The following is a 23,809-nucleotide window of genomic DNA, read 5'->3' as shown; positions in this document are numbered from 1 at the left end:
CTCAAAACTTCGCCCTTGGTATCCGGCGGACGCCATAAACGAAAAACGCCGCCTTCCGCAGCGGCGTTTCATCCATGACCGATGCGTGAGCCTTACTGCGCGCCGCGCGCGACGCGCTCGATCTCCTCGCGCACCAGCCTTTCGACCAGCGTCGGCAGATTGTTGTCCAGCCAGTCCTGCAGCATCGGCCGCAGCATCTCCTCGGCCATCTCGTCGAATGTCTTCTTGCTGCGGCTGGCAAAGGCGTCGGACAGTTCGCCGAAGGCTGCAGCGACCTGCCGGCCGGTATGTTCGGAAAGGATTGCGGCGCGGACCGCAGGCGCTTCAGTTACCGCTGCACGTGCCTGAGCGGTGCCTGCCGGAGCGTTGTTTGAAGAAGGCCGCTCGAACGCGGCCTCCACCACCGGCTCGCTCGTCGGCGCCTCGAGTTGGGGCGCCTCGGGCTGGGGCGCCTCGGGTTGGGCGACCGGCCTGCGGACGCTCCTGTCCGGTATCGCTCTTGCCTGCTCTCCGACCGCCGCGATCTCGCGCCGCCAATCGGCAATGATGGCATCGCTTGTCGCGCTGGCCTGCGGGGCCCCAGCCTGCGGGACCATTGCCGCGTCGGCCCTGACGGCGGGAACCGGCTCGGCTGCTATCCTGGCGCTGACCTCGGCAAGCGTCATCGACGGCTTGGCGGGCGCGGGATCGGCACGTGTCTGCTGTTCCATGTGCACGGGCTCGGGGCGCGCGGGCTCGGGCGACGGCGCCTGGACTTCCGTGAGCGCAACCGGCTTCCTGACTTCAGGGGCCGCATGCAACTCTGCGCGAAACGCATCGACATCAGTGGCCGGAGCCTCGCTCGACGATGGCTCCAGGTCCTGGCGCAGTTCATCGGCCTCGCCGGGCTGCTTGCGGCCGTTGTCGCTGTCCTCGATGATCCTCCTGATGGAAGCCAGTATCTCTTCCATGGAAGGTTCGCGCTGCGCGCTGCTTGCCGTTGCCATCGTCACATCCGCCGCCCTTGTGACCTCTGTGGTCTTTCGCCCCGGCACGAGCCGGATCGAATCATGGCGACAGCGTAACCGACGGATCGCCGCACGAGAATCCCCAATCTGGGGACATGTGGGATTTCAACAGATTAGAGCAATTCCAGGAAAAAGTACGAAACGATTTCCCCGGGAAAAGCGCGTAGCGCTTTCCCTACGGAATTGCATCAAAACGAGGATATAGAGCGCAAAGCCGAAGAAACGGGACGGGTTTTCGAAAAATCGCGTTCTGCGTGGACGCGAGAATTCCAACCGGCGGCCTAGCGGCCGTCCGGCGTGCGCAGGCCGGTCCATTTGTCCTTGACGGCGTTGTAGTGCTCTTCAGGCTTGTACTTGGTCACCTGCAAGGCGAGCCGATCGACCGACAGACGCCCCATCGCTGACAGGATGGCATAGCTCGCCACGACCACATCGTGCTCGGAATTGGCCTGGCTGATCTTGGCGGTGATGACGGTGGCCTGCGCATTGAGCACGTCGAGCGTGGTGCGCTGGCCGACATTGCGCTCTTCGATGACGCCGTTCAGCGCCAATTGCGCGGCGTCGATGACCTGCCTGTTGGCGGAGACGCTCTGTTGTGCCGCGGTGTATTGCGACCATGCGGTGGCAACGGCCTGGCGAACCTGGTCGCGACTGACATCGACCTGGATGCGGGCCTCGCCCAGCGATTCCTTGTTCTGCCGCACGTGCGCCGAGGTCCGGCCGCCCGAATAGATCGGAATGGTCAGTGTCGCGCCGATATTGGCCGAGGTCGAATTGCCGTTCGATCCGGCATTCGGATTGCGATTGAGATAGTCATCCGAGATGCCCGCCGAGGCGCTAAGCTGCGGCAGCAGTGCGCCTTCCGCCGACTTCACCGAAAACGCGGCCGCGTCGACCAGATGCTGGGTGGAGAGAATGGCCGGATGTTCGGCCGAACCAATGGCAATCGCCGAATTGAGGCTCGACGGCAACAGCTTCGCCAGCGGCGCAGCCGGCTTGAGCTTGCCCGGCTCGTCGCCGACCACCTGGTGATAGGTTGCGGCGCTGGCCAATGCCTGCGCGCGGGCGGCGCTGAGCGAGGCCACCGCCGAGGCGCGCGACGCATCGGCCTGCGCAACGTCGGTGCGCGTACCCTCGCCAACCTCGAAACGCGAGCGCGCGGCGCGCGCCTGCTCGGTCAGGAACTGCAGGTTCTGTTCGGTCAGCACCGCGATCTGCCGGTCGCGGATCACGTCCATGTAGGCGGTGGCCGCATTGAACAGCGTGTTCTCTTCGGTGTTACGCAGGCTCTCCACCGACGCCTTCACCTGGGCTTCCGCGGCCGCCACATTGTTCCTGGTCTGAAAACCGTCGAACAGGGTCTGGTTGATGACAATACCGACGCTGGCCGATGATGTTTTGCTGTTGGCGCCGCTGGCGCGCGTGTTCACATAGTTCGCGTCGGCGGATCCGTTGATGGTTGGGCGCCAGCCCGACTTGGCGATGGCCACGCCTTCGTCGGTAACGCGCACACCGGCGCGGGATAAATTCAGCGAGGAATTGTACTGATAGGCCTTGGCCAGTGCGCCGGAGATGGTTTCCGCCGAGGCGGTCAGGGGAGACAGCGCGGTCGCGGAAACGAGGACAGCGGCAAAAAGGGTCTTGGACACAGACGGCACGGGTATATCCCTCATTCGTTTTCCCATGGGAACCGCGCCGCGCCAACTTCTCGTTAAGAGCAGCCGGAGTGGCGTGTTTTTAATGCTCCCTGTCGCTCGGTCCCAAAGTGCCCCCAGTCTGGGATCAGCAACGATTGTTCAAATGCAGGCGACCATGACAAAGCCTCTGCTGCAAGGCCAAATCATTCAGAATTCAAAAGCATGCTCACGTTCGAACCCGGGTAGTGGCTTAATTGCCGCATTAAATGCCCGTCTCCCGGTTACAACCCCCCCAGCCTTAAAAAAAAGTCGCGCCACGGCGGAATTGCCCTGCCCTTCGACCGCAACGAGTCGGCCGCCCTCGGCAAGCTGGTCGAGCAGCGGCGCCGGCACTTTCTCGACGCTGCCGCCGACAAAGATGACGTCATAAGGCGCCTTGGCCGCATGCCCCTGCGGCAGCGCGCCCTGGACCACGGTCACATTGCCGCAGCCCAGGCCGGAAAGGGTCGACGCCGCGGTTTGCGCCAGCGTCGAATCGTTTTCGAGCGCGACGACGGACCCCGCCAGCCGCGACAGTATGGCCGAAGCGTAGCCAGTGCCGCAGCCGACATCGAGCGCCGAATCGGTCGGGTTGATCTCGGCCAGCTGCATCAGCTTGGCCAGCGGCGATGCTTCCATGAGATAGCGCGCGCCATCGGCGCCGTCGGCGATGCGGATGTCCTCGTCGATATAGGCAAGATCGCGCTGGCGCTCACCGACGAAAACCTCGCGCGGCACGGAAAGCATGGCATCCAGCAGTGGGGCGCTGGTCACGTCGGTGGTGCGAACCTGGCCATCGACCATCTTGACGCGAAGCTCGGCAAAATCAGCGCTCATGTTCCAACCAATCCGCTTGCCGCGTCAGAACCGCGGTTCATTTCGATGAGAACGTCAGGCTCCGGCGCTGAGCGCGCGGGAGCCCGGGTATTGGAGGCCTCGCCCGGAATCGAACCGGGGTGCAAGGATTTGCAGTCCTCTGCGTAACCACTCCGCCACGAGGCCTCGTTGCTCCCGGCGTTCCGAGCGGACTCAATAGGTTGGCGGCAGAATGCCGTCAAGCGCCCGCGTCCCATTCTGAAAATAATCGACGGCCCATTCTGAACGGAGTTCGCCGAGAAGGGAATGCTGCGGCCCACGGTGCAGAGCCCCAAGGGTTCGTTGAACTTGTCGGTGTTGACGATTTCGTCCGTGACCGCTTCCGCTTTGGTGTCGACCGAACCGCGCTCTCCTCCACGTAGCCGCAACCGTTTGCTTGCCGTGGATATCGACCAGCACCACGTGCCTGCGCGGGGTGCTGACTCATCATTGTGCGACATCGTGATTGTGCGACATCGTGCGACCGACCGCATAAACCCAGAAGCTCGCGGCATAATCGCACGGGCAGTCTCGCGGCCGGGCGCCGCGAATGGATCGAGAGGCGAGTGGACGTCTGGTCCGATCAGCATCCGTTTTCTACTTTGATCGACGCCACCAGGTTCATGCCGCTGGCCTGTTTTGTGGTCACGATCGACGAGCCGTTGCAGACTTTACCATCTTGGGTTTCGAACGTGTATTTCGCCCTGAACCGGTTCTCGGATGACTGTGTCACCCCGAGCAATTTCAGCGGCCGTTTCAGGTTGCCATAGAATTTCGTCAGCGCTGCCGCCGAAAACGGCCCCTTACCGCGTTTCTCGGGGACCACATTCATGGCAGCCGACGCCCCATCCCCGGTCTCCAGATACAGGTAGAACGCTTCCACAGTCGTTTGTGCTAACGAGGCGTCGGCGGGGACTTCGTTCAGGGAGGCGGAAACCACATCCATCAGCAAGGGGGCATGGTGATGCCCGGTGTGAGCGCCGAAGGGATCGTTGCCCGTAACTTCGATGGGATGGCCGACTAGTTTGAGCAGGATACCCTTGTCATCCAGGAGCTGGATTCGGTCGATCGTTTGCCCGTCTTCCAGAAAGTCATCCCCAGTGACGCAGAACGGGGAATCCAGTGCCAGGATGTAGGACGGCTCCGGTGCGTCACCCTTGCGGACATCCTCGAAATTCGGCGGCCCGGCGAACATGGGTCGGATCAGTTCTCCGGATGCGGAAATCGCAGGTTGCTTGGAGAGATCGAGACATGCCGCGGCCGCAGGCCATGAGAGGGCGGTTACGAAAACGAATGCGAGTGTCGTTTTCATCATTTCTTCCTCGCCTGTTTTCGATTGGCCTGATCCTTCTGGATGGCCTTGCCGAACCAATCCGGCACTTCGGCGACCTGTGTGTCGTAGATGCTCTCGGGAACATTCTGCCAGAACGAAACGATGGCATCAGAGAACGCCTGCAGCTGATCGTCGCTTACTTTGAGATGCGTGTGGTCTCGATATTCAAGGTGTGAGAGAGGCCGCCCAGATCCCTCGAACGGATCGGGCAGATATTCCGGATATCGGCTCTTTAGATCATCAAGGGAATCGCCTTTGCCGTGTTTGTAGACATTGACCACGCGGCGGCAGGCATCGAGCTTGCTGAAATAATCCGTGGTTCGGACCGGCCAGCCCAGGCTCTCTAATAACTCGGCAATCTGATCGAAATTGACCGACCACATTTTCGCGGCGGCAATATCACCATGATGCCAGTGCCTAATCTCGCGAGACAGCCAACCACGTAACTGCTTGTCCCACTCATGGAACATTCCGGCGACAACGCTCAGGCGAGTGTTCTCGCGCATATCACTCAAGAGACCGTAGAACTCGATCCGGACGTCGTTTGCCGCCTCGTAGAAGCTACCCTCGTCATCTCGATCCGGGTCAAAGTACCGACCGCGCTCTTTCAGCCATACCTCGCCCGCCCTGTCGGCTTCAGGCTCAATGTTTTCGAACTGCGAGAGCAAGCGCTTCTGCGCCTGCTCGACATAGAACTGATGCCTCCTGATCAAGGATTGCCGAAAGTCCGACCACATCTGGAACAAGGCATAAGTCATGCCGTCGCCATCCCCGCGTTCAGCCCTTGGACCGAGATCCAGGAGACTTCTTCGTCGGGGTGAGACCCCCTGCGGTCGGCTTGATGCGGATACGCATGCTGCCGCCTTCAGGATGCTCCATGTCGAATGCATTCGTCTTCCGCACCAGATCGCTTAGTTTTCGGAAACCAAATGTCCGCGGGTCGAAGTCGGAAGCCAGATTGGCAAGCTGGGTGCCCACGGCTCCGAGTGAGACCCAGCCGTCTTCGCTCTCCATCTGGGCGATCATCTTCTTGATTATCGGCGTCGCGGCACTTGGGGATTTGAGAGCTTTGCTCACAGGGGCGGAATCCTGGTTGGCAGCTTGCTCGGCCACCGACAGGTTCTCCGTATAATGAAGCGGCGACAGGCCTGGCGGAAGCTCTCAGGCGTCTTCTGTTCGCCGAAACCGAAGACATCGACGCCCTGCTCTCGGATGCGGGCCGCAAGCCGCGTGAAGTCGCTATCCGATGAGACCAGGCAGAAGCCGTCAAACCGTCCGCTATGGAGCAGGTCCATGGCGTCGATCACCAGCGTGATATCAGAGGCGTTCTTGCCCGTTGTATACGCGAACTGTTGCTGAGGGATGATAGCGTGCTTTGAAAGGATATCGGCCCAGGTCTTGGAGCGCGCGCTCGAAAAGTCGCCATAGATGCGACGGACGCTGGCTTCACCGATCTTGGCGATCTCCTCAAACAGACCGTCGGCTATCTTGGCCGAGGCATTGTCGGCATCGATCAAAACGGCGAGTCGTGGCGAGCGGGATTCTGACGGCATGGTGATCTCCAACAGGCGACAACTTCATTTCGGCTATCCGACGTGTCAACTCGACATTCATGGAGTGAGAATCCTGGACACGTATCCCATCTGCCCTCTCCGTCTGATCTCCGCTTTATCGCAGTGATCACAGCAGGCCCGGAAATGCCCGGTCTTCGACTTGGCGCCGAACGCCCAATCCAGAATTCTGACGGAGAGGTTCGGACGTCGGGTGGATTTCGGTCCCTGAAAATATTCGGAGATTGCCGCCCTCATGCAGGACCGGGTTCTCATCAGTTCGCTGACCTGGTCGATCTGGTGATAACGCTGCTCCAGCATCTGCTGCCGGTCAAACGTGGAAACCTGCGCTGACTCGACTGTCTTCTCGGCCATGAAACGCAGTCTCGAAATGTCGCGGCCGATACTCGAGCCATTGTGGAACATCACCGCCACGGAGGGCTTCCCGTCCCTCCCGGCACGCCCGAATTCCTGTAGCTGGTCTTCAACCGAGGCTGATTGCTGCCAGTGGATCACGAGGCGCACCTTCGGGACATCGAGACCCATTCCAAAGGCATTCGTGCAGATGATCTGGTCAACGGGCGGCTTGCTTTGTCCAAGGAACCGCTTGACGAGTTCCTGGCGTTCCCACGCGTTGCCCAGCCTTGAATGGTAGAAGGGCACCTCCAATCCGAGATTGCGTAGTGCAGCCTGCAGTTCCTCGCCGACCTTCGTCGACGGCACGAATACCATGGCCTTCTGTCCTCGGACCTGCGGCAACCGCAGAAGAGAGGCGATTTCCTCCGCACGTTTTTCGACCGAGCATCGCCACCGGAGCAACGCGATATTCGGTCTGTCAACGTCTCGAACGAAAACTTCGGCGTCCTCGAGGCCCAGCGATGCCAGGATGCGCTGCTGCATCTCCCGCCCCGCGGTAGCGGTGAATGCCAAGACCGGCGGGCCGCCCAGCTTTTCGCGGACTTCCTTGAGGCGGCCGTATTCGCGCCGGAAGTCCCGGCCCCACTGATCGACGCAATGGGCTTCGTCGACGACAATAAATGATGGCTTCGTCTGCTTCAGCCGTGCCCGCTCGTCCTCGCTCCGGACGAAAAAACGCTCGGGAGCCAGATACAGCAATTTGATCGCGCCCCGTTCCAAATGGGAAAACCGGGTTTGCTTCTCTTCGGCGTTCAAATCACTGTTTACGAAGGTGGCCGGAATTTTCCTGGCGAGTAGATCTGACACCTGCTCCGACATCAGAGTCTTGAGAGGGCTGACGACCATGGTCAGGCCGCGGCGGAGCACGGCAGGCAGTTGGAAGCAGAGGGTCTTGCCTGATCCGGTTGGGCTGACCACCAGGATCGATTTTCCGGATAGCGCCGCCAGCACGATCGGCAATTGGCCTTGCCGGAAGCGATCCAATCCGAATAGGCGGAGAGCCGGGCCGAAATTGCCGACGCCTTCGGAAACCTGGCCATCGGTATCCAACCAGCGGGCCAGCCGGACTGCCCATCTCTCGATAACCCGCCTTGCAAGGCCGCCGGCCAGATTCGGATGATGGGCGGCATGGCAGCCGTCGCAAAGGGTGACTAGATTCGAGAGTTCGTCCGTCCCGCCCATCGATTTGGGCAGCAGATGATGGATGTCGGCTTCCGACGATTTCACCGGGGTCGAGCACGAGACGCAGCGGTAGTTGTCGCGCTTGAGAACTTGAAGTCGTATCTCGCGCCACGGATCTGTGGCAATCGGTTGATCCATTTCCGCTACATCCAAGTCCCCGAAAACAACGGGAATAGCAGAAGAGGTTTATGAAAGACTGACCTATCGGCTTAATCGAACCCGATGTTCACTAATGAACGGCATTTCCGTTGCTATCCACGGCTTTCGACAATATTCGAATACTCGTGAGGGGGCTGGGCAAGGCCCGTCACGAGGGTTCGGGGGCAACACTATGCGCAACAGCGATCCCAAGGGGCTCTATGCCGTCCTTGGCGTTTCACCATCGGCAACAGCCGAAGAAATCAAGAATGCATTCAGGCAGCGGGCCAAGGAGACGCATCCGGACACCTCGGGCAATGCCTCCGCGACTCTCTTTCAGCATGTGAACGCAGCATATAAGATTCTATCCGATCCCGAGTCTCGGGCCGAATACGACAGCTCAGGCTACCAAGCATCGGCTGAAGAGGTGAGGCAGAAGCAGCTTGACCCAATATGCTGCTCCCGCTGCGGACAGGTAACCGCCCAGCCAAGATACGTCGTATTCCGCCGTGTCTACAGTTTCGTTCTGGCTACGGTCAGGACACCCATTCAAGGAATTTTCTGCGCCTCATGTGCCAGGAAAGAGGCCTTCAAGTCGTCCCTGATTACAATGTTCACTGGATGGTGGGGATTTCCATGGGGGCCGATCTACACGGTCGGCGTTATCCTGGGAAACGGATTCGGCGGCGAACACTCGAAGGAGGCCGAGGAAAGGCTAACCTGGTACAATTGCCTGGCCTTCCTGTCGCGCGGGAACGTCAACATCGCCTATTCCCTGGCCCAGATGTCCAGAAAGGCATCGGATCCTGAGATCTCAGCTCGGGCAGCAGAATTGTCCAAGGAACTGGAGAACGCTGGGATCGACCCGAAGCGATCCCGTCTTAAGAACCCATGGCAATTCAATCCTGTCGAGCGCCTGAAGTACGTTGCCATGGCAGCAGCGCTTCCGCTGCTGATCGTCGGCATCTTCATGCAGGATCAAATTTCCTCTTGGTGGACCGGGAAGCCAATTCCGCGGCATTCATACACGTCGACTTATACGCCACCGCCACGAGCGACCAAGGCCGCCCCCGAAAAGGTGGTTCCGGTAGCGAATGCCTGTGCCACCCACCCAAGAAACGGTGATGCATTGGGAGGATTCAGCAATTCCATGTCGTCGGAAGGCCACGTCCTGGAAATCAGGAATGGCTCTGGAGGTCCGGCCATCGTGAAAGTTCGTAATTCGTTCTCGAACAAGATGACCGCATCGTTCTACGTCAGCAATAACGCTACTGCGGAGTTTCGTGGCATCCCCGACGGGAGCTACCGCATCCAATATGCGGTTGGTGACATGCTTCGAGCTGATTGCAGATCATTTTTCAATACCGCCGCCGTCGGCCAGTTTCCTGGCGTCGAGCAACTGCAGACCGAGACAACATCGAATCAGATCATCACGCAACATCTCACCTATACGCTTTACGCGGTCCCTTCCGGAACCGTTCGACCACAATCGCTTTCGGTAACAGCATTTGACGCGCCGTAAGGCGACAGGTCTGGAAAAATGAGTTACTTCAGGACGTTATTCGCAATCCTCATCACCACTATTTGGATCGTCAGAGCGGAGGCTGCCGAGATTCAAAGGCGGGCATCGGTATTGGCCTGCCATCGATGGCCACAGTTGTCCTGAGGCAAATGGTCACTTAGAATCGCGGAGGATGAGCACCAGCTACAGCTCGCATTCGGCGACAATAACCTCGCCTAAAATCATAACGCCGTGTCTCGCTATGCGACCAATCGATCGGGCTCGAAACCGACGACATTTGTTCTGTAAAGCGTCGATCCTTCAGGCGACTTGCTGACCTCTACCGTGATCAATTTGTCCCCCACGAACGCAGGGCTCAGTTCCAGCGACAGATATTCGAACAATGGACGCTCATGAATAGCGATGATCAGCTGCCGCTTTTCACGCTTGGCGAGCGTGCGCAGCAAAGCCGCGAACTGAGCGACGTGGAGTTCGTCCATCGACTGGACCGGATCGTCGAGGAGCAGCCATGGTAGCTCTGGCTTCACCGACAGATGCAGGGCCAGGAACAGCGTAAGCGCTGCTGTGTTGAGATTGCCCGCACTGAGCATCGCGCCGGGCCTGCCATAGCTACCCCCTTCGCGGTGCACTGTTTCTAGCATGGCGTTGACGGTCTTCTCACCCGATGTAGGGAGCATGAAGGCGGGCACGAACGGTTCGTTTGGCGCGAGACGAACGAACAGGTCACGCCAGATCGCATTCAGTCGCTCATTGAAGACACGGCCGATGATAGTACTTCGCGCTTCAGTCGCGGCGCGGCCAAGATTGCTCGCGAGATCTCGCTCACGCTTCACCGCGCGCTGCGCCGCAGTCAGTTGAGCCAACCTCTGGGTTCGCCTGGCCGTCTGGGCATCACGCTCGGTCTTTTCAGACGCAAGTGCCAGCAGACGCGCGATGGTCTCCGCTGCGGTTTTGCGATCAGCCTGCAGGGCGATAGCCGTCTTGAGTGCGGTTTCGGTCGCAAAGATCAGTCTGGACAAGGCATCCTGCGTTGTCTCGGCCTCGCCGATCGGCGGCTCGGCAATCGTTTCCGCCAGAGTCGACAGCGTGCTCCGAATTTCTGCGCTCGTTGCATCGCGCAAGCGCAACTGGGCGACCTTGCTTGCTGCAGTCGCGTGACGGTTGCGGATCCCAGTTCCCTGTACGGTCTCCACTGCAAGGGCTTCGAGTTCGCCCTTGGCAGTGCGCAGCGTCGCCAGCCGCTGCTGGTACGTGGTTGCATCTATAGGTGTGATCACGCGCGCGGTTTCGGCGCTGCGGCTTCGCTCGAACCCTGCAAGCCGCGTCTGGACCTGTTGGCGTTCCGCAATGAGCGAATTGAGCTTCTCGGACTGTCCAATCAGTCGGGCCACTTCCTGCGACAAGTGGGTCCGCAACCTAATCTCGGACACCTCATTGAAGGCCCGATCGCAGACCGGACAGACATCATCGGTGACATGCGGCAGCAACGCCGCCAGCGCCTGTCCAAGCCCGGCCGAATCTCCGGCGATATCGGCGATCTGCTCGTTCAACAGCTTCAGCCGGGCCTGCTGCTGACTGATCGACTGATCCCTGACGCTGATCGACTGGCTCGCGGCAGCGGCCGATGACAGCAGCCCATCGAGTCGCACGATTTCGCGATCGACCAATCGGATCGCACCGATGCGCGCCTCTTCCGGATCGGTCCGCTCGGGGTCGGCCGAATCGGGAAAGATCGGCCGAATGCTTGAAATGGAGGTGGCGAGCCGGCGGCCCGGCCCTGCACTATAACTTTCCAGAGCCCGCGCGGCGTCAGCCTCTTCAGTTTCAAGAGATGCGCGATCCTCCTGCGCTTCCTTCGACGTGAAGCTCGACCATTGAAACTGAAGCGACGTCACGCCGCTCACACGCGCTTCATGTCGCGCTACGAGTTCGGGATCCTCGCTCTTGGCGAGCATTGCAGCGGCGGCGGACAAATCTTCGGGCAACTCGAGAGTCTTGCGAAGCTGCTCGAATTCCGCTTTCAACCGGGCGATTTCAGCATTTTGGCTGCGCTGTAGCGCATCGATTTCGCGCTGTTCGCCCTGCAATCGCCCTTCGAGTTGATCGGCGCGATCGAAATCAGCGCTGAGCTTGGACATTCGCGCCTTGTGGCCGGCCGGGTGCACTCCGTCGATGAGTGCTTCGAGCTGGTCGAGCCCCAGCAGCTTCTTCACAAAGCTCGTCAATGGCGTGTTAGACGGATCGCGCGATGTTGGCGCTTGATAGATATCCAGCAGCCGACCGAGAGTGGATTGAGACAAATAGCAGCGGTCCGTGAAAAAGATCCGGCCATCGTCGTCGAGAATAGGCGTTCCGCGAATGAGGCCGTCGCGGATCGATATGTTCGTCTCCGACTTGGGTCCGCCAGTCATCCGCAACACAATGGCTGCCTCCAACGCATCGCGATTGACGAGATGGTTCTGAACCTTCTCGTCGGACCGCCTTAGGCCCCCTACGTCACCCGTCAGGGCAAGTTCGATGGCGGTTGCGATGCTGGTCTTGCCGACGCCATTCGGGCCGTGAACGAGAACGATCGGAGCATCGAGCGGGATCGTTAGCGTACCCTTGATGCTGCGAAAGTTGCTGACGACGAGCTCGGTCAGCTGGTACGTCATGACAATGCCCCCGACAGGGCACGCTCGACCCGCTTGCGTAATTCCAAGCGTACTCCGGCCTCACCTTGTTCCGCAGCCGACAGGTAGCTGGTCGCTGCGCGCACTTCTTCCGCCGAAAGGCGACGCCGAACTTCGCTGCCCCAGTCACCTTGCATATCCGCAGCGTCGGGCAGTTCAAGTGGGAGCAGTACGGCCAGACAATCGCGCATCCGTGCATCGCCGGCCTCTAGTGGTCCAACCGGAAGGACACGGCATACCTGTGACAGTGATGCCAAGATTGCGGGCTCGAGTGGCTGTCCGACAAGGATCAATGTCAGCGTTCTACGAGACCCGAGCACGTCGAGCGAGCGCCCAAAGGCAAGCACCTCGCGTCGGATGCGCTCCCCCGAACCCAACGTCGTATCCTGGAGCAGTACAAGGTCGAGCGACTGCTCGGCGGTTAGGACGGCATCGAAGCTGTATGTTGCGCTACCAATCCCGAAAGGCTGCTGCACCGTGCGATAGCCTTTGTCTTTCAGCAGCGCGATAGCGCGATCGAGTGGGGTCACAGGCTCGCGCTCCGCTTGAAGGCGTCGATCAAATCGAGTGCATCCGTTGCAGTGTCGATCACCGCGGTCAAGCAGATCTCGCGCAGGCCGATCTTGCCAGTCCTCCCCACTGGCCCCGACGACGATCGGGCCTGCCTTGCCTTGGGTGAAGTACTCAGCAGCAGGATAGTGTCAACGGAGTCGGGATCGATATGGCCTGCTTGTATCATTTTTCCGGCCACATCGTCATTGGCCGCGACGAATACGCGTGTGACGCGCGCCCCCTGTTGTAGGTTGATCGGTGTGCTCGTAGCCGTGCCGGCGGAAATTGACCAGTCACCTGCGGCAGCGCCTTTGCCAAGGAGCGCAAGCGCAATGGCCGCCTGCCTGAGACCCGTTGTTTCTGGCACATCAGCGATTTGCTGGATGGGATCCGATGACAACGGAATGTAGCGACCGGTGTCGGATTTGCCGTGATGATAGAGGTCGAGCCCCAGCATCATAGCCGCAATCAGATTGCGAATAAACGCGAGGCGTTCCGGCTCAGCCGCCGTTGCCGCCGCATCACGAATGTGCCGTAGGCCCTCTATGACTGTGTTTCTCTCGGCAGGATTCCATGCTGCTGGCAGTCCTAGGTCCGCCAGCGCAGCGGCCTTGAGCTCGAGAACCGAAATGAGTAGCGCGAGCAGCAGTGGTTTGGCGAATGCGCGGACCCTTGCCGCCTTTTCAATGGCGGGCCGATTTGGGGCATACTGTTCCCCGTAAGCGCTAGCCAAGATGCCGCGCTGACCTCCCGAAAGCGCGTCCTCGGCAAAGAGGAAAGGACTGGGCGCCGTGTTCCATTCCCAACCACTACCGTTGGCGCCATGGACAAATATTTGCTGAACGTCTGTGTCCTGCGCCGAGAAGCCGATCATCAGCGTGCGGCGTTGCTGCACTAAGGCCGTCAGGTGGTCGCGCATGACCGTGTAAGCGACGTTGACCCCATATTGGGTGATCTGGGGAGTGCGCGCGATCAACAGCGGCCGATAGACGACAGCGTCAGCAACCGCCCGAACCGCACAGCCATGATATTTGAGAAGCTTCGCGCGGCCGCCCGCGTTCTGGAAATCAACCGCTCGGATGCAAACATCGATTTTGGCGCCGACCGCGCCTATCAACGTTCGCTCAGCTGCCTCGATCAGGTAATCCCAGTTCGCCGAGGTGATATCGCGAAAGGCCCCCTCGAGCGTCAGGATCACGACGCAGAGATGTTCGACGTCCGGATCGTCGCCGGTAAAGCTGCCTGGCACATCGACTGCCGTCCAGAGCAAAAAGTCAGGATCCGCTTCCCCTTCCAGAGGCGTTTCTAACACCTCAGCATAGAAACCGGCCAAGCGCGACGTGATCGCACGTCGATCCGCCTCAGGCCAGTCGTCGATCGGCAAATCAAGGTGCAGCCTCTCACGCTCTGGCAGCGAGAGGTTTGCGAGGACCTGATTGAGGGCAACGTTATATCGACATGCCGGATCTCCCGCATCCAAGCGTGACCGCAGATACTCGATGACACGGCCAATGACGGCAGGAACGCCAACAACGCGGTCGAGTGAAATGCCTGAGCCGAGCCATAACGCGTAGCTGCCCCGCGCTACTGCGCTGGCCATTTCAGGAAAGTCCGCTTCGAGCAACGCAATGGTGTCGGCGACGCTAATTTCCCAAGCTGCTGGCAATCGCCCCCCTATTTCCGTCGCGTCCTCGCGCGATTTCCGATTCACGCGCCGCCCATGTAACGTTGCGTACAAGACTAGCGTGTCGAGCGCAAATCTTCAAAGCCGATCTTGGGGTTGTTTGTTTCAAGACCGAGCTTGGGCGTCTCGCACTATTCGTTGAACTCCTCTTCGGGCACAGTCATCAGCTAAGCGAGGCGCAGTAAAGGTTGGGAATGTACGCTTCCAAGGTCGGGCCAGGTGCCGTTGCTTACGTCCGGAATTGGGCGCGAAGCCGGCGCCCGCCTGACAGGCGACGAAAGTCCGCTCCGGGCCGGCAGCGGTCTGTCCGGTCTTCCGAGTGATGGGCGAGCTAACTGCCATTCGCCACGGTGGCCGGCCGATCTTGAGCTGCTCGCACCTTGTCGCTCTTGCATCACTCGACTGCGGTGGAGCTGCTTGGACGGAAGCTCGAGATCAGCGCGCGTTGCCGACAGATCGCTGAGCGCGCCCAAAGGAGGCTTAGCTGAGTTGCGGCGTGCCGACAATGCATCGCCCATTCAGATCGAAAATCACCATCCTATTTGTCCTTGGGATCCCAATACAGGGCGATAGCCTTGTGACGCACATGAAAGTCTAGCCCAGAGGAGGCGTGCTTGTGAGTTGAGTGGAACATCAGTGCATTTCCCGTCGAGGAGTCAGTGGTCTTCAGATTCACGTTACGTGCCTGCAACTCCTCGCGCCATTTTGAGAGCATATTCTTGGCATCTTTGGTGTAACAATAGACCAACACCTCACCATGGTCCTGTCCTATCGTACCTGTAGAATACCGTGTGGAAAGCTGCTGGAAGCCTTTGTCGAGCCAGTGATAGCCGTCATGTTTCTTGGCTTCTGCAAGCCAGAGGAAGAGGTCTCTTCCCTTAACCACAATGTCGCAGTGGCCGCCAGTATCGTCATCATGGGCGGCCTGAAAGCCTCCACTGTTGAGCATTTCGCAAATCTGCAGTGTGATCTCGTCCTCACTAAGCCCTTTCTTATCCGCCCCTTGCTTCTTGTGCTTGTGCTGCTCCAACTGATTGCACGCGAAATCCACGGCGGATTGAAGAGCGACTAACCGTGAAGCGTGATCTTGGGCGAGAACATATTCAAGGCTGGCGCCAAATGGCGTACCGACATACGCATCCCGAAGCCTTGCAACTGTTTGATCAGGGGGATTCATTACTCGCGTGCGTCCAATGCATTTTTGTCTATCACAAAGATAGGCCAAACTACAGATGCAGCTCGCGCCACCTCTGACTTGGTAATTGGATGATTCATAACATCGTTTTTCAGTACACGCTGAAATTCGCCTCGCGACAATTCGTGTCGGCGGCCGTCGCCATCAATAAACTCGCCCCTGGTTTGAAGAACCGGGATCTCCGATTGAGTAAGGATCGCCAATGCGGAGACAATTTCGCCAGAGAGTTCCTCCATATCAAGCATTGTCAGGATGTCACTTATTCGGAGCGTTGAGCTTTCGACAAGCCCACGCTTTTCGATGCCGTCAATAATGCTGAGGGCGCACAAGGCAGCAGGAGATTCGCCCCAATGCTGTAAGATACGCTTTTTGATGGCGGTTTCGACGGTGGCCCATTGTAAGGCTTCCTTAGCCACCACCGTGTCGTAAAGGCCGTAATGCGTCAGCCCTTGGTGGCTCTCGATGCCTGTATACCGCAGCGAGGCGTCCTCGTATCGGCGGAAAGCGAACACCGCCTGGTTCATTTGCTCGGTGTTGAAAACCTTGAGACGCACAAGCAGGTGGAAATCCTGCACAGTCAACCCCGTGACAGTCAGGAACAGATCCGGCTCCAGCTTGGTGATCACGTCTTGAAGGGTATTCTCGCGGAAATCCGTCAGATACATGAATGCTGGAATTCGGGTCGCGAACTTGATCAGCTTTTCCTGCACGAGTTTTCGCTTGGACTTGTATTCCTTCTCCTCGTCCGTGAGTTCCTTCTTCTCCTTTTCCGTCAGTTCCCCGGACTTGGCCTTGTTCTTGAGTTCTTTGACCTTGTCGCTCCTATTGATGATGGTCTCGATGACGTTGTCGCCTAGCGTGCGCCAACCCTCGATGCGTTCGACCGCTGCCATCGCCTCGGCGTTGTTCATGATCCGGCGCAGCGTATCGTTGTCCACGTTCACCAGCAGCGCGCTCTCCCATTTGCGAGCGAGAAGCGTGGCCGAGGTGCCGGCCATCGCCATGTCGAGGATGCTACCCGCATCGATTTGCATCATATTTGCGCCGTCATACGCCAGCACTGGCAGAAATGAGACCAGATCCCGGACCGCGTTTTCTGGATTTGGCTCATTCGGTGATAGGCCGATGCCGTATTCTGAAAGCTGCCGAAGGGCGCGCGTCGGCGCGAAGTCGAACACGAAGCAGGAGGGCTTGAAGATTTCCTCCTCGTTCGGATTGTCGCCATTCGGGTTCTTGATCGACCATGGCGACTGGACACGAAACGCCGCCTGGAAATAGGTCTCCGGCGACTTTAGGTTGCGCAGCATCAGGATGGAAGACCACTGCGCAACCGTCACGCCAGTGGTAAGCTTACCGCAGGACAGGGTGATGGTTTTGGTATCGAACCCGCTTCCGATAGCCTTCCGCACGGGCGGCAGCGCCTCAAGGCCAATCCCGGCGGACGCACCGGCCGCCACCACCACACCGTACTCATGCCAGAACGTGTTGTGCTTTTCAGCCAACAGGCTGGCCATCGCATGACATGCCGCCACATTTGGCAAAAACCAGAACGAGTGTTGCAGGTAGGGCAACAGGCGCACATCGGAATACGGGAATGGCGGCCTGGTGCCGGTCTTGAGGCTTTCGACAGCTCTCGGCGCGTACTGGCCCCGGATGATGTCCAGCCATTTCTGGACGTCGCTCTTGTGCTTGAACACTGCGCCATTACCCGTCCCGGTGGCCGAGAAGAACTCGTTCAGGTCGAACTCGTCGAACTCGCCTGAACTTGCAACCGCCAACAATTCGTCGGGCATCTGGTAGGTCAACAGCCGCATCTGCGGCAACGCACCATATGGGTTCCACTTGTCCGGATTTCGCTCGGTAAATTCGGCTTTGGCGCGCTGTTCGTCGGTATAGGTCCAGTTGAAGATCTGCTCTTCGATGAACTCGCCCGTCGACAGCGCCTTAAACGGCGTGCCAGAGAGGTAGAGATATGCTTTGGTAGTGATGGGAAGGAAATCGGTTTCCTTCTGCGACAGAACATTCAAGTCCTCGTTTATATCGTCCAGCCCGGCAGCGTATTCGAGCTTGGCTTCCCGTTTGGCGACTGAATCTTCCTCGCCCTCGAACAGTTCCTTGGCGGTCTCTCGCCAAGCGCCGAAATGGTATTCGTCGAACACCACAAGGTCCCAGTTCACCTGGTGCAGCCATTCGTTGCGAGGCTTGATGTTCCCGGCCGCATCCCGGCCCAGCAAGTCCTGGAAGGAGCCGAAATAGACAACCGGCTTCTTGGGTTCGATCTGTGTCGGATCGCTCCCCGAGGATCGCGACAGGTATTGCCACCCGTCAAAGTCCGCATGACTTTCAAGATCCGTCTGCCATGCGTCTTCTACGGCGGGCTTGAACGTCAAAACCAGCACCCGCTTGGCGCCCATCGTCTTCGCCAGCTGGTAGGAGGCAAACGTTTTGCCGAAGCGCATCTTCGCGTTCCATAGGAAACGCGGTACGGCATGCACATCTTCGGCCCAGCGGGAATGGAAATAGGAGTGCGTCACACGAACCGCTTCAGCCTGTTCGAGGCGCATTCCGAAGGTCTGGTGATGGTTGCCGCCCAGCTTCTTCCCTGTCCGCAGTTCAGTGAGCACGGTCGCCACGTCGGCAACCGTGCAGCGCATCCATTCCAGCTCGCTTCTTACAAAGCCCTTGCGGGCCAACGCTGCGCGCACGTCGTGATCGGAGAAGATGGAGCCATCTTCGCGCTCGGCAGGCGCGTCCAGCTCAATGCGGAAGTTCTTGATGGCGGCGGTGCGAAGCTGTTCCGCCACGCGACTTTTCACGTCACGCGTTGTCTGGCCAACCTTGAGAAGCCCGGCGTGCGCCTCGTCGGCGATTGCATAAGCGTAGATGCGTGGGCGCGCTTCCGGCTTCGGTGCGAGGATTTCGTCGATACTCGGCTTATTCATCGTCGCCGTCGTCCACCGAGACGTCGCCCACCAGATCTCTCTCCAATCCCATCGGGCGGACAATCTTTTCGATGAAAGCGATCTCATCGTCGGACAGGCTGTAGTGGGCATATAGGGCCGCATCGGTCCACGTCCGCGTCCAGTCTTGGACGGGGACGAAGGTGTAGACCTTTCTGGTCACATGTTGGGAGGACTTGTGAAGAAGGATCAGAAGGCGTGTAAGGCGACAAGAGAGGTAAGAGAGCGCGCTCTCGGCCTCCTCCTTCGTGTCGAAGGGCCCGATGCTCAAATACGTTTCGGATGAAACTGTTTCAGGACCGGCTACGAAAGGCGTGCTTATGATTCGGTGAGGGTAGGTGTCCCTGTTGCCGGTGCCAGGTGCGGCATATCCAGCGAATAGTTTCCACCGATCAATTAGGTGTTGTCCGGAAGTCACTTCACTCCGAGCCACGTAACCCGTTCCACCATTCTGATAGATCGTTAAATCACCGGGTGATCTATTCTTCCTTCCTTTGAAGAAGGTTCTAAAACCGAATACGCGGGCCGAACTGACGAGCCTATCAAATCGACGTTCCGCTGGCAGAGATATGATTTTGTCTTGCCCCGTTTCGCGGGCGACTACCTTCCGAAGGATGGAGAGACCTTCATTGAATCGGATAAAGACATCTGCGCCGCTCTCAAGCAACGGACGTGTCGTTACCGAGACCGGCCAATCTTTGAAATGAGTAGCGACGCGACATGGACCTCGATTCTCGTTATCCCACAGAAAATAGCAGACGCCGCCTTTTAGACCTACGCCCGGGAAGACATCCGCGGCACTGAGGTAGTCGTCAAGAGAGCGCAGGCGATCGTCGGAAAGCATCGACTCCCGAAAGTCGTCAAGACCTTTGCCGCCTGCGAACCAGCGCGAAGGGATGACCATCGTTAGATATCGCGGCTCGAGCTTTTTTGCCTGGTCAACAAACAGCTGGTAGATTGGTGCTGCGCTGGTGCCGTGCCCGCCGTCGTCAAGTTGATAAGGCGGGTTTCCTATGATCACGTCGAAATGCATGTCGCCTCCAAACAGCTCGGCGATCCGAGTCTTGATATCGTCGGTGTGGATGAACGCATAGGCGTGGGTCTCAAGGCCCTCGCCACGGTCCAAGGATTCTTGACTCGCACCACAGAATTTGCACTTGGCGGCCATCCATGTGTGTTCGGTGCGTTCAAACCAGATGTTCCCGCTTTCAGTTTTGAAGCTGCGGGCTATTGAGTGGGCGCCATTGGCATACTTGGAGCAATATAGGCTTCGCCTGGCCAGCAGGCTGGTGATCTGGGTGATGCCAATACCAAAGATTTGTCGGGTCAGGATGTGATCCACCCGAGTTTGCGGATCGGGGATCTCACTCGCCAGCCCGGCAGTTAGACGGCTGGTGATTTCCCGCAAGTACACCCCCGACTTCGTGAATGGGTCCAGGAACTTTACGGTCTTATCGGCCCAGATGTTCGCGCCATTATGTTCGGCTGCCCAGGCATCGGCCAGCGTGTCCAGCATGCGGTTCGCGAACTCGGGTGGGGTGAAGACCTCGTCGTTCGACAAGTTCGCGATGCAGGTCAGCACGTCGGGATTGCGGCCCCGTAGGGCAAAACCCGCTTGCGTGTTCATGCAGCCTCCTGCGGGATGCCGTCACGGGCGGCGGCCAGATCGCTAACCGTCATCGTTGGCCAAGTTTTAATCGGAGTGAAAATTTCATGCTTGCCTAGATGAGCAAACAGCGATCCTTCGGCGCTAAAGGCTGATGACCCTGTCAATACATCCAGTCGGAAATCCCGACGCTGGAACTTCCCTTTGCCGAGATAACCCCACTCGGCGAAGATAATTGGCTTGCCGTTCTCCGACCGCATTGTCAGCGCGTCGCCACGCAAAAGGTTCTGCGACAGCACGAAGAACGCTGCGCGATACAGGTCATCCGCCTCGTCGATGCTTAAATACTCCGTCAAAACATCGAGCATATTCGCTCGGCATTCCGCGATATTGTCAGCTAAGAGCTCAATCCCGTAGGTGCACATCAGCCCGAGAAGCGCGTAATGTCGCCTTTCGAATTCAGATTTGCTGAACTTGATTTCGACGGCGGCAAGCTTCCGTTGAAGAACCCTGACTAAGAAGTTGCCGCTGCCGCATGCAGGCTCAAGAAATCGCGCATCGACGCGGTCGGCCTCGCCTTGGACCAGGTCCAGCATTGCGTCCACCAGCCAGGTGGGAGTGAAGACCTCCCCGTGATCAGCAACGCGCTTCTTCGACTTGATTAGGCTCATTTGGCGATACATGACAGGTTGCGTGCCTACGGTAAATGGGAGCTTCGCCTACGTGCCGTCTCGCTATGGACCAAGGCTGTTCGTGGCATCTTGAAGGCTTCGTGACAACGCGTCCGCAACCGCTCATGCCTCAGACTCTGCAGAAAGCGTCACGATGCGCAACCGCCGCCTAGGGACAAAGGGTATCGTGCTCAAAGCATCTAGGTCTCGACCCGATCACAAGGGAACAGCCTTTCGGGGGCACGAAGCTACCATCTCGGGAGAGACTTCAAGCTCAACGCGAATTCTACGCGCGGCGGAGCCACTTCGCAGTCCACCGACAAAGCCGGCAGCGACAACGCCGCAGTATCCGCTTGCGTAATGTGACTAGACTCTAATACCGATATTTTTGAGTAAGCGCTTCGGGGAAAACAGTGAAACCATACACACGATCGATCATAGAACTATTCGACGGCAAGAAGAGGTTCCTGATCCCGCTATACCAGCGCCAGTATGCCTGGAAGGCTGCACCACAGCTTGACCTGCTGTGGGAAGATATCGAGCGTGCCATGTCGAGGCTGATGGAGGACCGCTCCACCCTCACCCCTCATTTTATGGGCGCCATCGTCATCGCCCAAATAAAGACCTTTGGAAAACAGGTGCAGGCATTCGAGATCATTGATGGCCAGCAGCGGCTGACGACATTCCAACTGCTTCTAGCAGCGCTTCGAGATGTAGCCAAAGCCTATGGATCCCGATATGAGGCCGAGGTTCAGAAGTACCTCTTGAACGATGGTGTGATGGAGAGTCCTGACGTCGAGCGGTTTAAGCTATGGCCCTCCATCACCGACCGACGGTCGCTCGTTTCCATCGTCGATCCCACAACGGACCTCGATGCCATAGGACCGCGACCCAATGACGAAGATGGCGTGGTCAGAAGGTCGGTAGCAGCTCACAACTATTTCAAGGGTCGTATCGAGCAGCAGGTCACCGCCGACGGCGACTTCGAAGAATACCGGCTGGAAATCTTGTTCGAGGCCTTGAAGGAAGGCCTCGCCGCCGTATCGATCGAGCTTGAGAGTGGAGACGATCCTCAAACGATCTTCGAGACGCTCAACAGTCGAGGCGTGGACCTCACACCGGGCGATTTGATGCGCAACTTCATTTTCCAGCGGGCGAAAGGTCTCGGTCAGGCGCACCATTCCCTTGTTGTGGATAAGCTCTATGAGAAGCACTGGCTGCCACTCGACAGGGCGTTCTGGGGCCGGCCGGCCTCCCGGGGGCGGCAGACCCGAACTCGCCTCGACTGGATGCTCACCGATCATCTTGCGATGCACATCGGAGACTTGGTGTCGGTCGAGGGGCTCTTCGATAACTATCGTCGGTGGATACTCACCGATCGACCTTTCGCGGACGTGACCACGGAACTGGAGTCGATTTCTGCTACAGCTGCGATCGAGAAGCGCTTATTTGACCAGGGCTTGAACGATCCTATAGGAAACTTCGGGCGATTCGCTGATGCGTTCGACGTGTCGACGGTCATGCCGTTGGTAATCTATCTCGCCACCGACCCCAATGTGGCCCACGAAATCGACAGCGCTCTCGAAGTTCTCGAAAGCTATATCCTGCGGCGGGACATCTGCGGCCTCACGAACAAGAACTACAATAGACTCTTCGTCGGCCTCATCGACCGTCTTCGCGAAGCCGAGAACGACAAGCTCGATGAAATGGTCGCATATCTTTCCAGCCGACGGTCCGACATTGACCGCTGGCCAAGCGACGAAGAGTGGCGGAACGCCTGGCTCGGCCGAGATCAGTACAAAGGGGCACGCCAGCCGAGGTTGCGATATCTTTTCGAAGCGATCGAGATGGCCAAAAGGTCCGCGCTCAACGAAGACATCGAGATCAAATCAGCGCTCACCATCGAACACATTATGCCCCAACAATGGCGAGAGGCTTGGAAAGTCCCAGGGTTCGAGCATCTCGAAGACGACGACGACATGGATATCGACCATCTGACCAGGCAAGCGGAACGTGATGCGGTTGTTAACCGGCTCGGCAATCTGACGCTGCTAACGGGTGCGTTAAACTCGACAGTGTCGAATGGTCCTTACAGCGCAAAAATGCCGGCGGTGAGGTCTCATTCGAGCCTCGCGCTGAACCGCGATCTCAATCGATTCGATAGTTGGGATGAGGCCTCCATTACCGAACGCGGGCTTTTGCTCTTCCAAAATGCCATTCATATTTGGATGGCGCCTTCGCCGCTTGAAGAAGCTGAGACTACAGCCGGCGCGTCCGGGTTGCCGACCGATGGCACCGCTTGTCGCTTCACCTATGCAGGCCGCCGCTATGATGGTCACATCGAGAACGGTACGCTCGTCGTCGATGGAGTAGACCGCAAGTTCGGGTCGCTTTCCGCCGCTTCGAGGTTCATTACCCGTACCCATCGGAACGGCTGGAATGATTGGCACTTTCAAGACGACCAAGGCGGCTGGCTTGTGGCTGACGATTGGCGGCGCGAAGCAGCCGCGGAATAGCGGTGTTCCCGCCTGACAGCACACCGAACATTATGCCGAGACAGTCATATCGACCGGAAAGGGCGAGCGCTGGTTTTGCTCTGAGGCCGAAGCTCGTGCGGCAGGTTGGCGTCGAGCAAAGCGATAAAGCCGCAGGGAAGACAAGAGTGCCGGACTGGGAAAGCCTTGGCTATGCATCGGCGCCGTTTTGATATTTCTCAGCATGGGTCCGTCGAACGCCAGAAGTGGTCGAGCTTCCAAAAATGATCAAACCTGACAGCCAGCGGCGTATAG

At 58.6% G+C, this 23,809-nt stretch carries 15 protein-coding genes, 1 tRNA gene and 1 pseudogene; 2 read left to right on the top strand and 15 right to left on the bottom strand.

Going from position 1 to position 23,809, the window contains the following annotated elements; all coding sequences use genetic code 11:
- Positions 1-92: 92 nt before the first annotated feature.
- From HGP13_RS19285 to HGP13_RS19250, 8 genes and pseudogenes are all read right to left on the bottom strand, one after another.
- A complete protein-coding gene (locus tag HGP13_RS19285; protein ID WP_172228220.1) occupies positions 93-986 on the bottom strand; it encodes a PopZ family protein in 894 nt (297 codons plus the stop codon).
- A 302-nt stretch (positions 987-1,288) separates the two neighbouring features.
- Positions 1,289-2,680 carry a TolC family outer membrane protein gene (locus HGP13_RS19280; RefSeq protein WP_172228218.1) on the bottom strand — a complete coding sequence of 464 codons (1,392 nt, stop codon included), beginning with the start codon at positions 2,678-2,680 and terminating at the stop codon, positions 1,289-1,291.
- Between the two features lie 171 nt (positions 2,681-2,851).
- Positions 2,852-3,520 (bottom strand): protein-L-isoaspartate O-methyltransferase, encoded by a 669-nt coding sequence (locus tag HGP13_RS19275; protein ID WP_172228216.1) that lies wholly within the window; start codon positions 3,518-3,520, stop codon positions 2,852-2,854.
- A gap of 91 nt (positions 3,521-3,611) precedes the next feature.
- A tRNA-Cys gene (locus HGP13_RS19270) sits at positions 3,612-3,685 on the bottom strand.
- Between the two features lie 436 nt (positions 3,686-4,121).
- Positions 4,122-4,850, bottom strand: coding sequence for a DUF4431 domain-containing protein (locus HGP13_RS19265; RefSeq protein WP_172228214.1), 729 nt, complete (start codon positions 4,848-4,850; stop codon positions 4,122-4,124).
- Entirely contained in the window at positions 4,850-5,629 is a 780-nt protein-coding gene (locus tag HGP13_RS19260; RefSeq protein WP_172228212.1) for a hypothetical protein, read from the bottom strand. The genes HGP13_RS19265 and HGP13_RS19260 overlap by 1 nt, the downstream gene beginning before the upstream one ends.
- A 19-nt stretch (positions 5,630-5,648) precedes the next feature.
- Positions 5,649-6,424: pseudogene (locus tag HGP13_RS19255) on the bottom strand (NYN domain-containing protein).
- A 57-nt stretch (positions 6,425-6,481) separates the two neighbouring features.
- Positions 6,482-8,158, bottom strand: a complete 1,677-nt coding sequence (locus HGP13_RS19250) for a RecQ family ATP-dependent DNA helicase (RefSeq protein WP_172228210.1) — start codon at positions 8,156-8,158, stop codon at positions 6,482-6,484.
- Between the two features lie 193 nt (positions 8,159-8,351).
- Here HGP13_RS19250 and HGP13_RS19245 point away from each other — a divergent pair, with 193 nt between their 5' ends.
- On the top strand, positions 8,352-9,680 hold the full coding sequence (locus HGP13_RS19245; protein WP_172228208.1) for a J domain-containing protein: 1,329 nt from the start codon (positions 8,352-8,354) through the stop codon (positions 9,678-9,680).
- Positions 9,681-9,919: 239 nt separating this feature from the next.
- On the opposite strand, the gene HGP13_RS19240 is transcribed toward HGP13_RS19245, so the two are convergent.
- The 7 genes from HGP13_RS19240 to HGP13_RS19210 form a co-directional block, all read right to left on the bottom strand.
- Positions 9,920-12,334, bottom strand: a complete 2,415-nt coding sequence (locus tag HGP13_RS19240) for an AAA family ATPase (RefSeq protein WP_172228206.1) — start codon at positions 12,332-12,334, stop codon at positions 9,920-9,922.
- Positions 12,331-12,882, bottom strand: a complete 552-nt coding sequence (locus HGP13_RS19235) for a hypothetical protein (protein WP_172228204.1) — start codon at positions 12,880-12,882, stop codon at positions 12,331-12,333. Before HGP13_RS19235 ends, HGP13_RS19240 begins: the two co-directional genes overlap by 4 nt.
- Positions 12,879-14,570, bottom strand: coding sequence for an SIR2 family protein (locus HGP13_RS19230; RefSeq protein ID WP_172228202.1), 1,692 nt, complete (start codon positions 14,568-14,570; stop codon positions 12,879-12,881). Before HGP13_RS19230 ends, HGP13_RS19235 begins: the two co-directional genes overlap by 4 nt.
- A 556-nt stretch (positions 14,571-15,126) precedes the next feature.
- Positions 15,127-15,765, bottom strand: a complete 639-nt coding sequence (locus HGP13_RS19225) for a hypothetical protein (RefSeq protein ID WP_172228200.1) — start codon at positions 15,763-15,765, stop codon at positions 15,127-15,129.
- The gene (locus HGP13_RS19220; protein ID WP_210266313.1) at positions 15,765-18,725 is read right to left on the bottom strand and encodes a restriction endonuclease; all 2,961 of its coding nucleotides are present in this window, start codon (positions 18,723-18,725) and stop codon (positions 15,765-15,767) included. Before HGP13_RS19220 ends, HGP13_RS19225 begins: the two co-directional genes overlap by 1 nt.
- Complete coding sequence (locus HGP13_RS19215) at positions 18,718-20,370, bottom strand: Eco57I restriction-modification methylase domain-containing protein (protein WP_172228198.1); 1,653 nt, start codon at positions 20,368-20,370, stop codon at positions 18,718-18,720. Before HGP13_RS19215 ends, HGP13_RS19220 begins: the two co-directional genes overlap by 8 nt.
- Positions 20,367-21,020 (bottom strand): DNA methyltransferase, encoded by a 654-nt coding sequence (locus HGP13_RS19210; RefSeq protein WP_172228196.1) that lies wholly within the window; start codon positions 21,018-21,020, stop codon positions 20,367-20,369. The genes HGP13_RS19215 and HGP13_RS19210 overlap by 4 nt, the downstream gene beginning before the upstream one ends.
- A 413-nt stretch (positions 21,021-21,433) precedes the next feature.
- Here HGP13_RS19210 and HGP13_RS19205 point away from each other — a divergent pair, with 413 nt between their 5' ends.
- Positions 21,434-23,536 (top strand): DUF262 domain-containing protein, encoded by a 2,103-nt coding sequence (locus HGP13_RS19205; protein ID WP_172228194.1) that lies wholly within the window; start codon positions 21,434-21,436, stop codon positions 23,534-23,536.
- Positions 23,537-23,809 lie beyond the last annotated feature (273 nt).

Source organism: Mesorhizobium sp. NZP2077 (assembly GCF_013170805.1).
Taxonomy (GTDB): domain Bacteria; phylum Pseudomonadota; class Alphaproteobacteria; order Rhizobiales; family Rhizobiaceae; genus Mesorhizobium.
This window is presented reverse-complemented; position numbering and strand designations above follow the sequence as displayed.

What these genes read in the sequence shown, in the direction of transcription:
- HGP13_RS19275 (WP_172228216.1), bottom strand. Translation starts at nt 3,520, where the DNA reads ATGAGCGCTGATTTTGCCGAGCTTCGCGTCAAGATGGTCGATGGCCAG.
- HGP13_RS19225 (WP_172228200.1), bottom strand. Translation starts at nt 15,765, where the DNA reads ATGAATCCCCCTGATCAAACAGTTGCAAGGCTTCGGGATGCGTATGTC.
- HGP13_RS19280 (WP_172228218.1), bottom strand. Translation starts at nt 2,680, where the DNA reads ATGAGGGATATACCCGTGCCGTCTGTGTCCAAGACCCTTTTTGCCGCT.
- HGP13_RS19245 (WP_172228208.1), top strand. Translation starts at nt 8,352, where the DNA reads ATGCGCAACAGCGATCCCAAGGGGCTCTATGCCGTCCTTGGCGTTTCA.
- HGP13_RS19250 (WP_172228210.1), bottom strand. Translation starts at nt 8,158, where the DNA reads ATGGATCAACCGATTGCCACAGATCCGTGGCGCGAGATACGACTTCAA.
- HGP13_RS19210 (WP_172228196.1), bottom strand. Translation starts at nt 21,020, where the DNA reads ATGAGCCTAATCAAGTCGAAGAAGCGCGTTGCTGATCACGGGGAGGTC.
- HGP13_RS19215 (WP_172228198.1), bottom strand. Translation starts at nt 20,370, where the DNA reads ATGAACACGCAAGCGGGTTTTGCCCTACGGGGCCGCAATCCCGACGTG.
- HGP13_RS19285 (WP_172228220.1), bottom strand. Translation starts at nt 986, where the DNA reads ATGGCAACGGCAAGCAGCGCGCAGCGCGAACCTTCCATGGAAGAGATA.
- HGP13_RS19265 (WP_172228214.1), bottom strand. Translation starts at nt 4,850, where the DNA reads ATGAAAACGACACTCGCATTCGTTTTCGTAACCGCCCTCTCATGGCCT.
- HGP13_RS19240 (WP_172228206.1), bottom strand. Translation starts at nt 12,334, where the DNA reads ATGACGTACCAGCTGACCGAGCTCGTCGTCAGCAACTTTCGCAGCATC.
- HGP13_RS19260 (WP_172228212.1), bottom strand. Translation starts at nt 5,629, where the DNA reads ATGACTTATGCCTTGTTCCAGATGTGGTCGGACTTTCGGCAATCCTTG.
- HGP13_RS19220 (WP_210266313.1), bottom strand. Translation starts at nt 18,725, where the DNA reads ATGAATAAGCCGAGTATCGACGAAATCCTCGCACCGAAGCCGGAAGCG.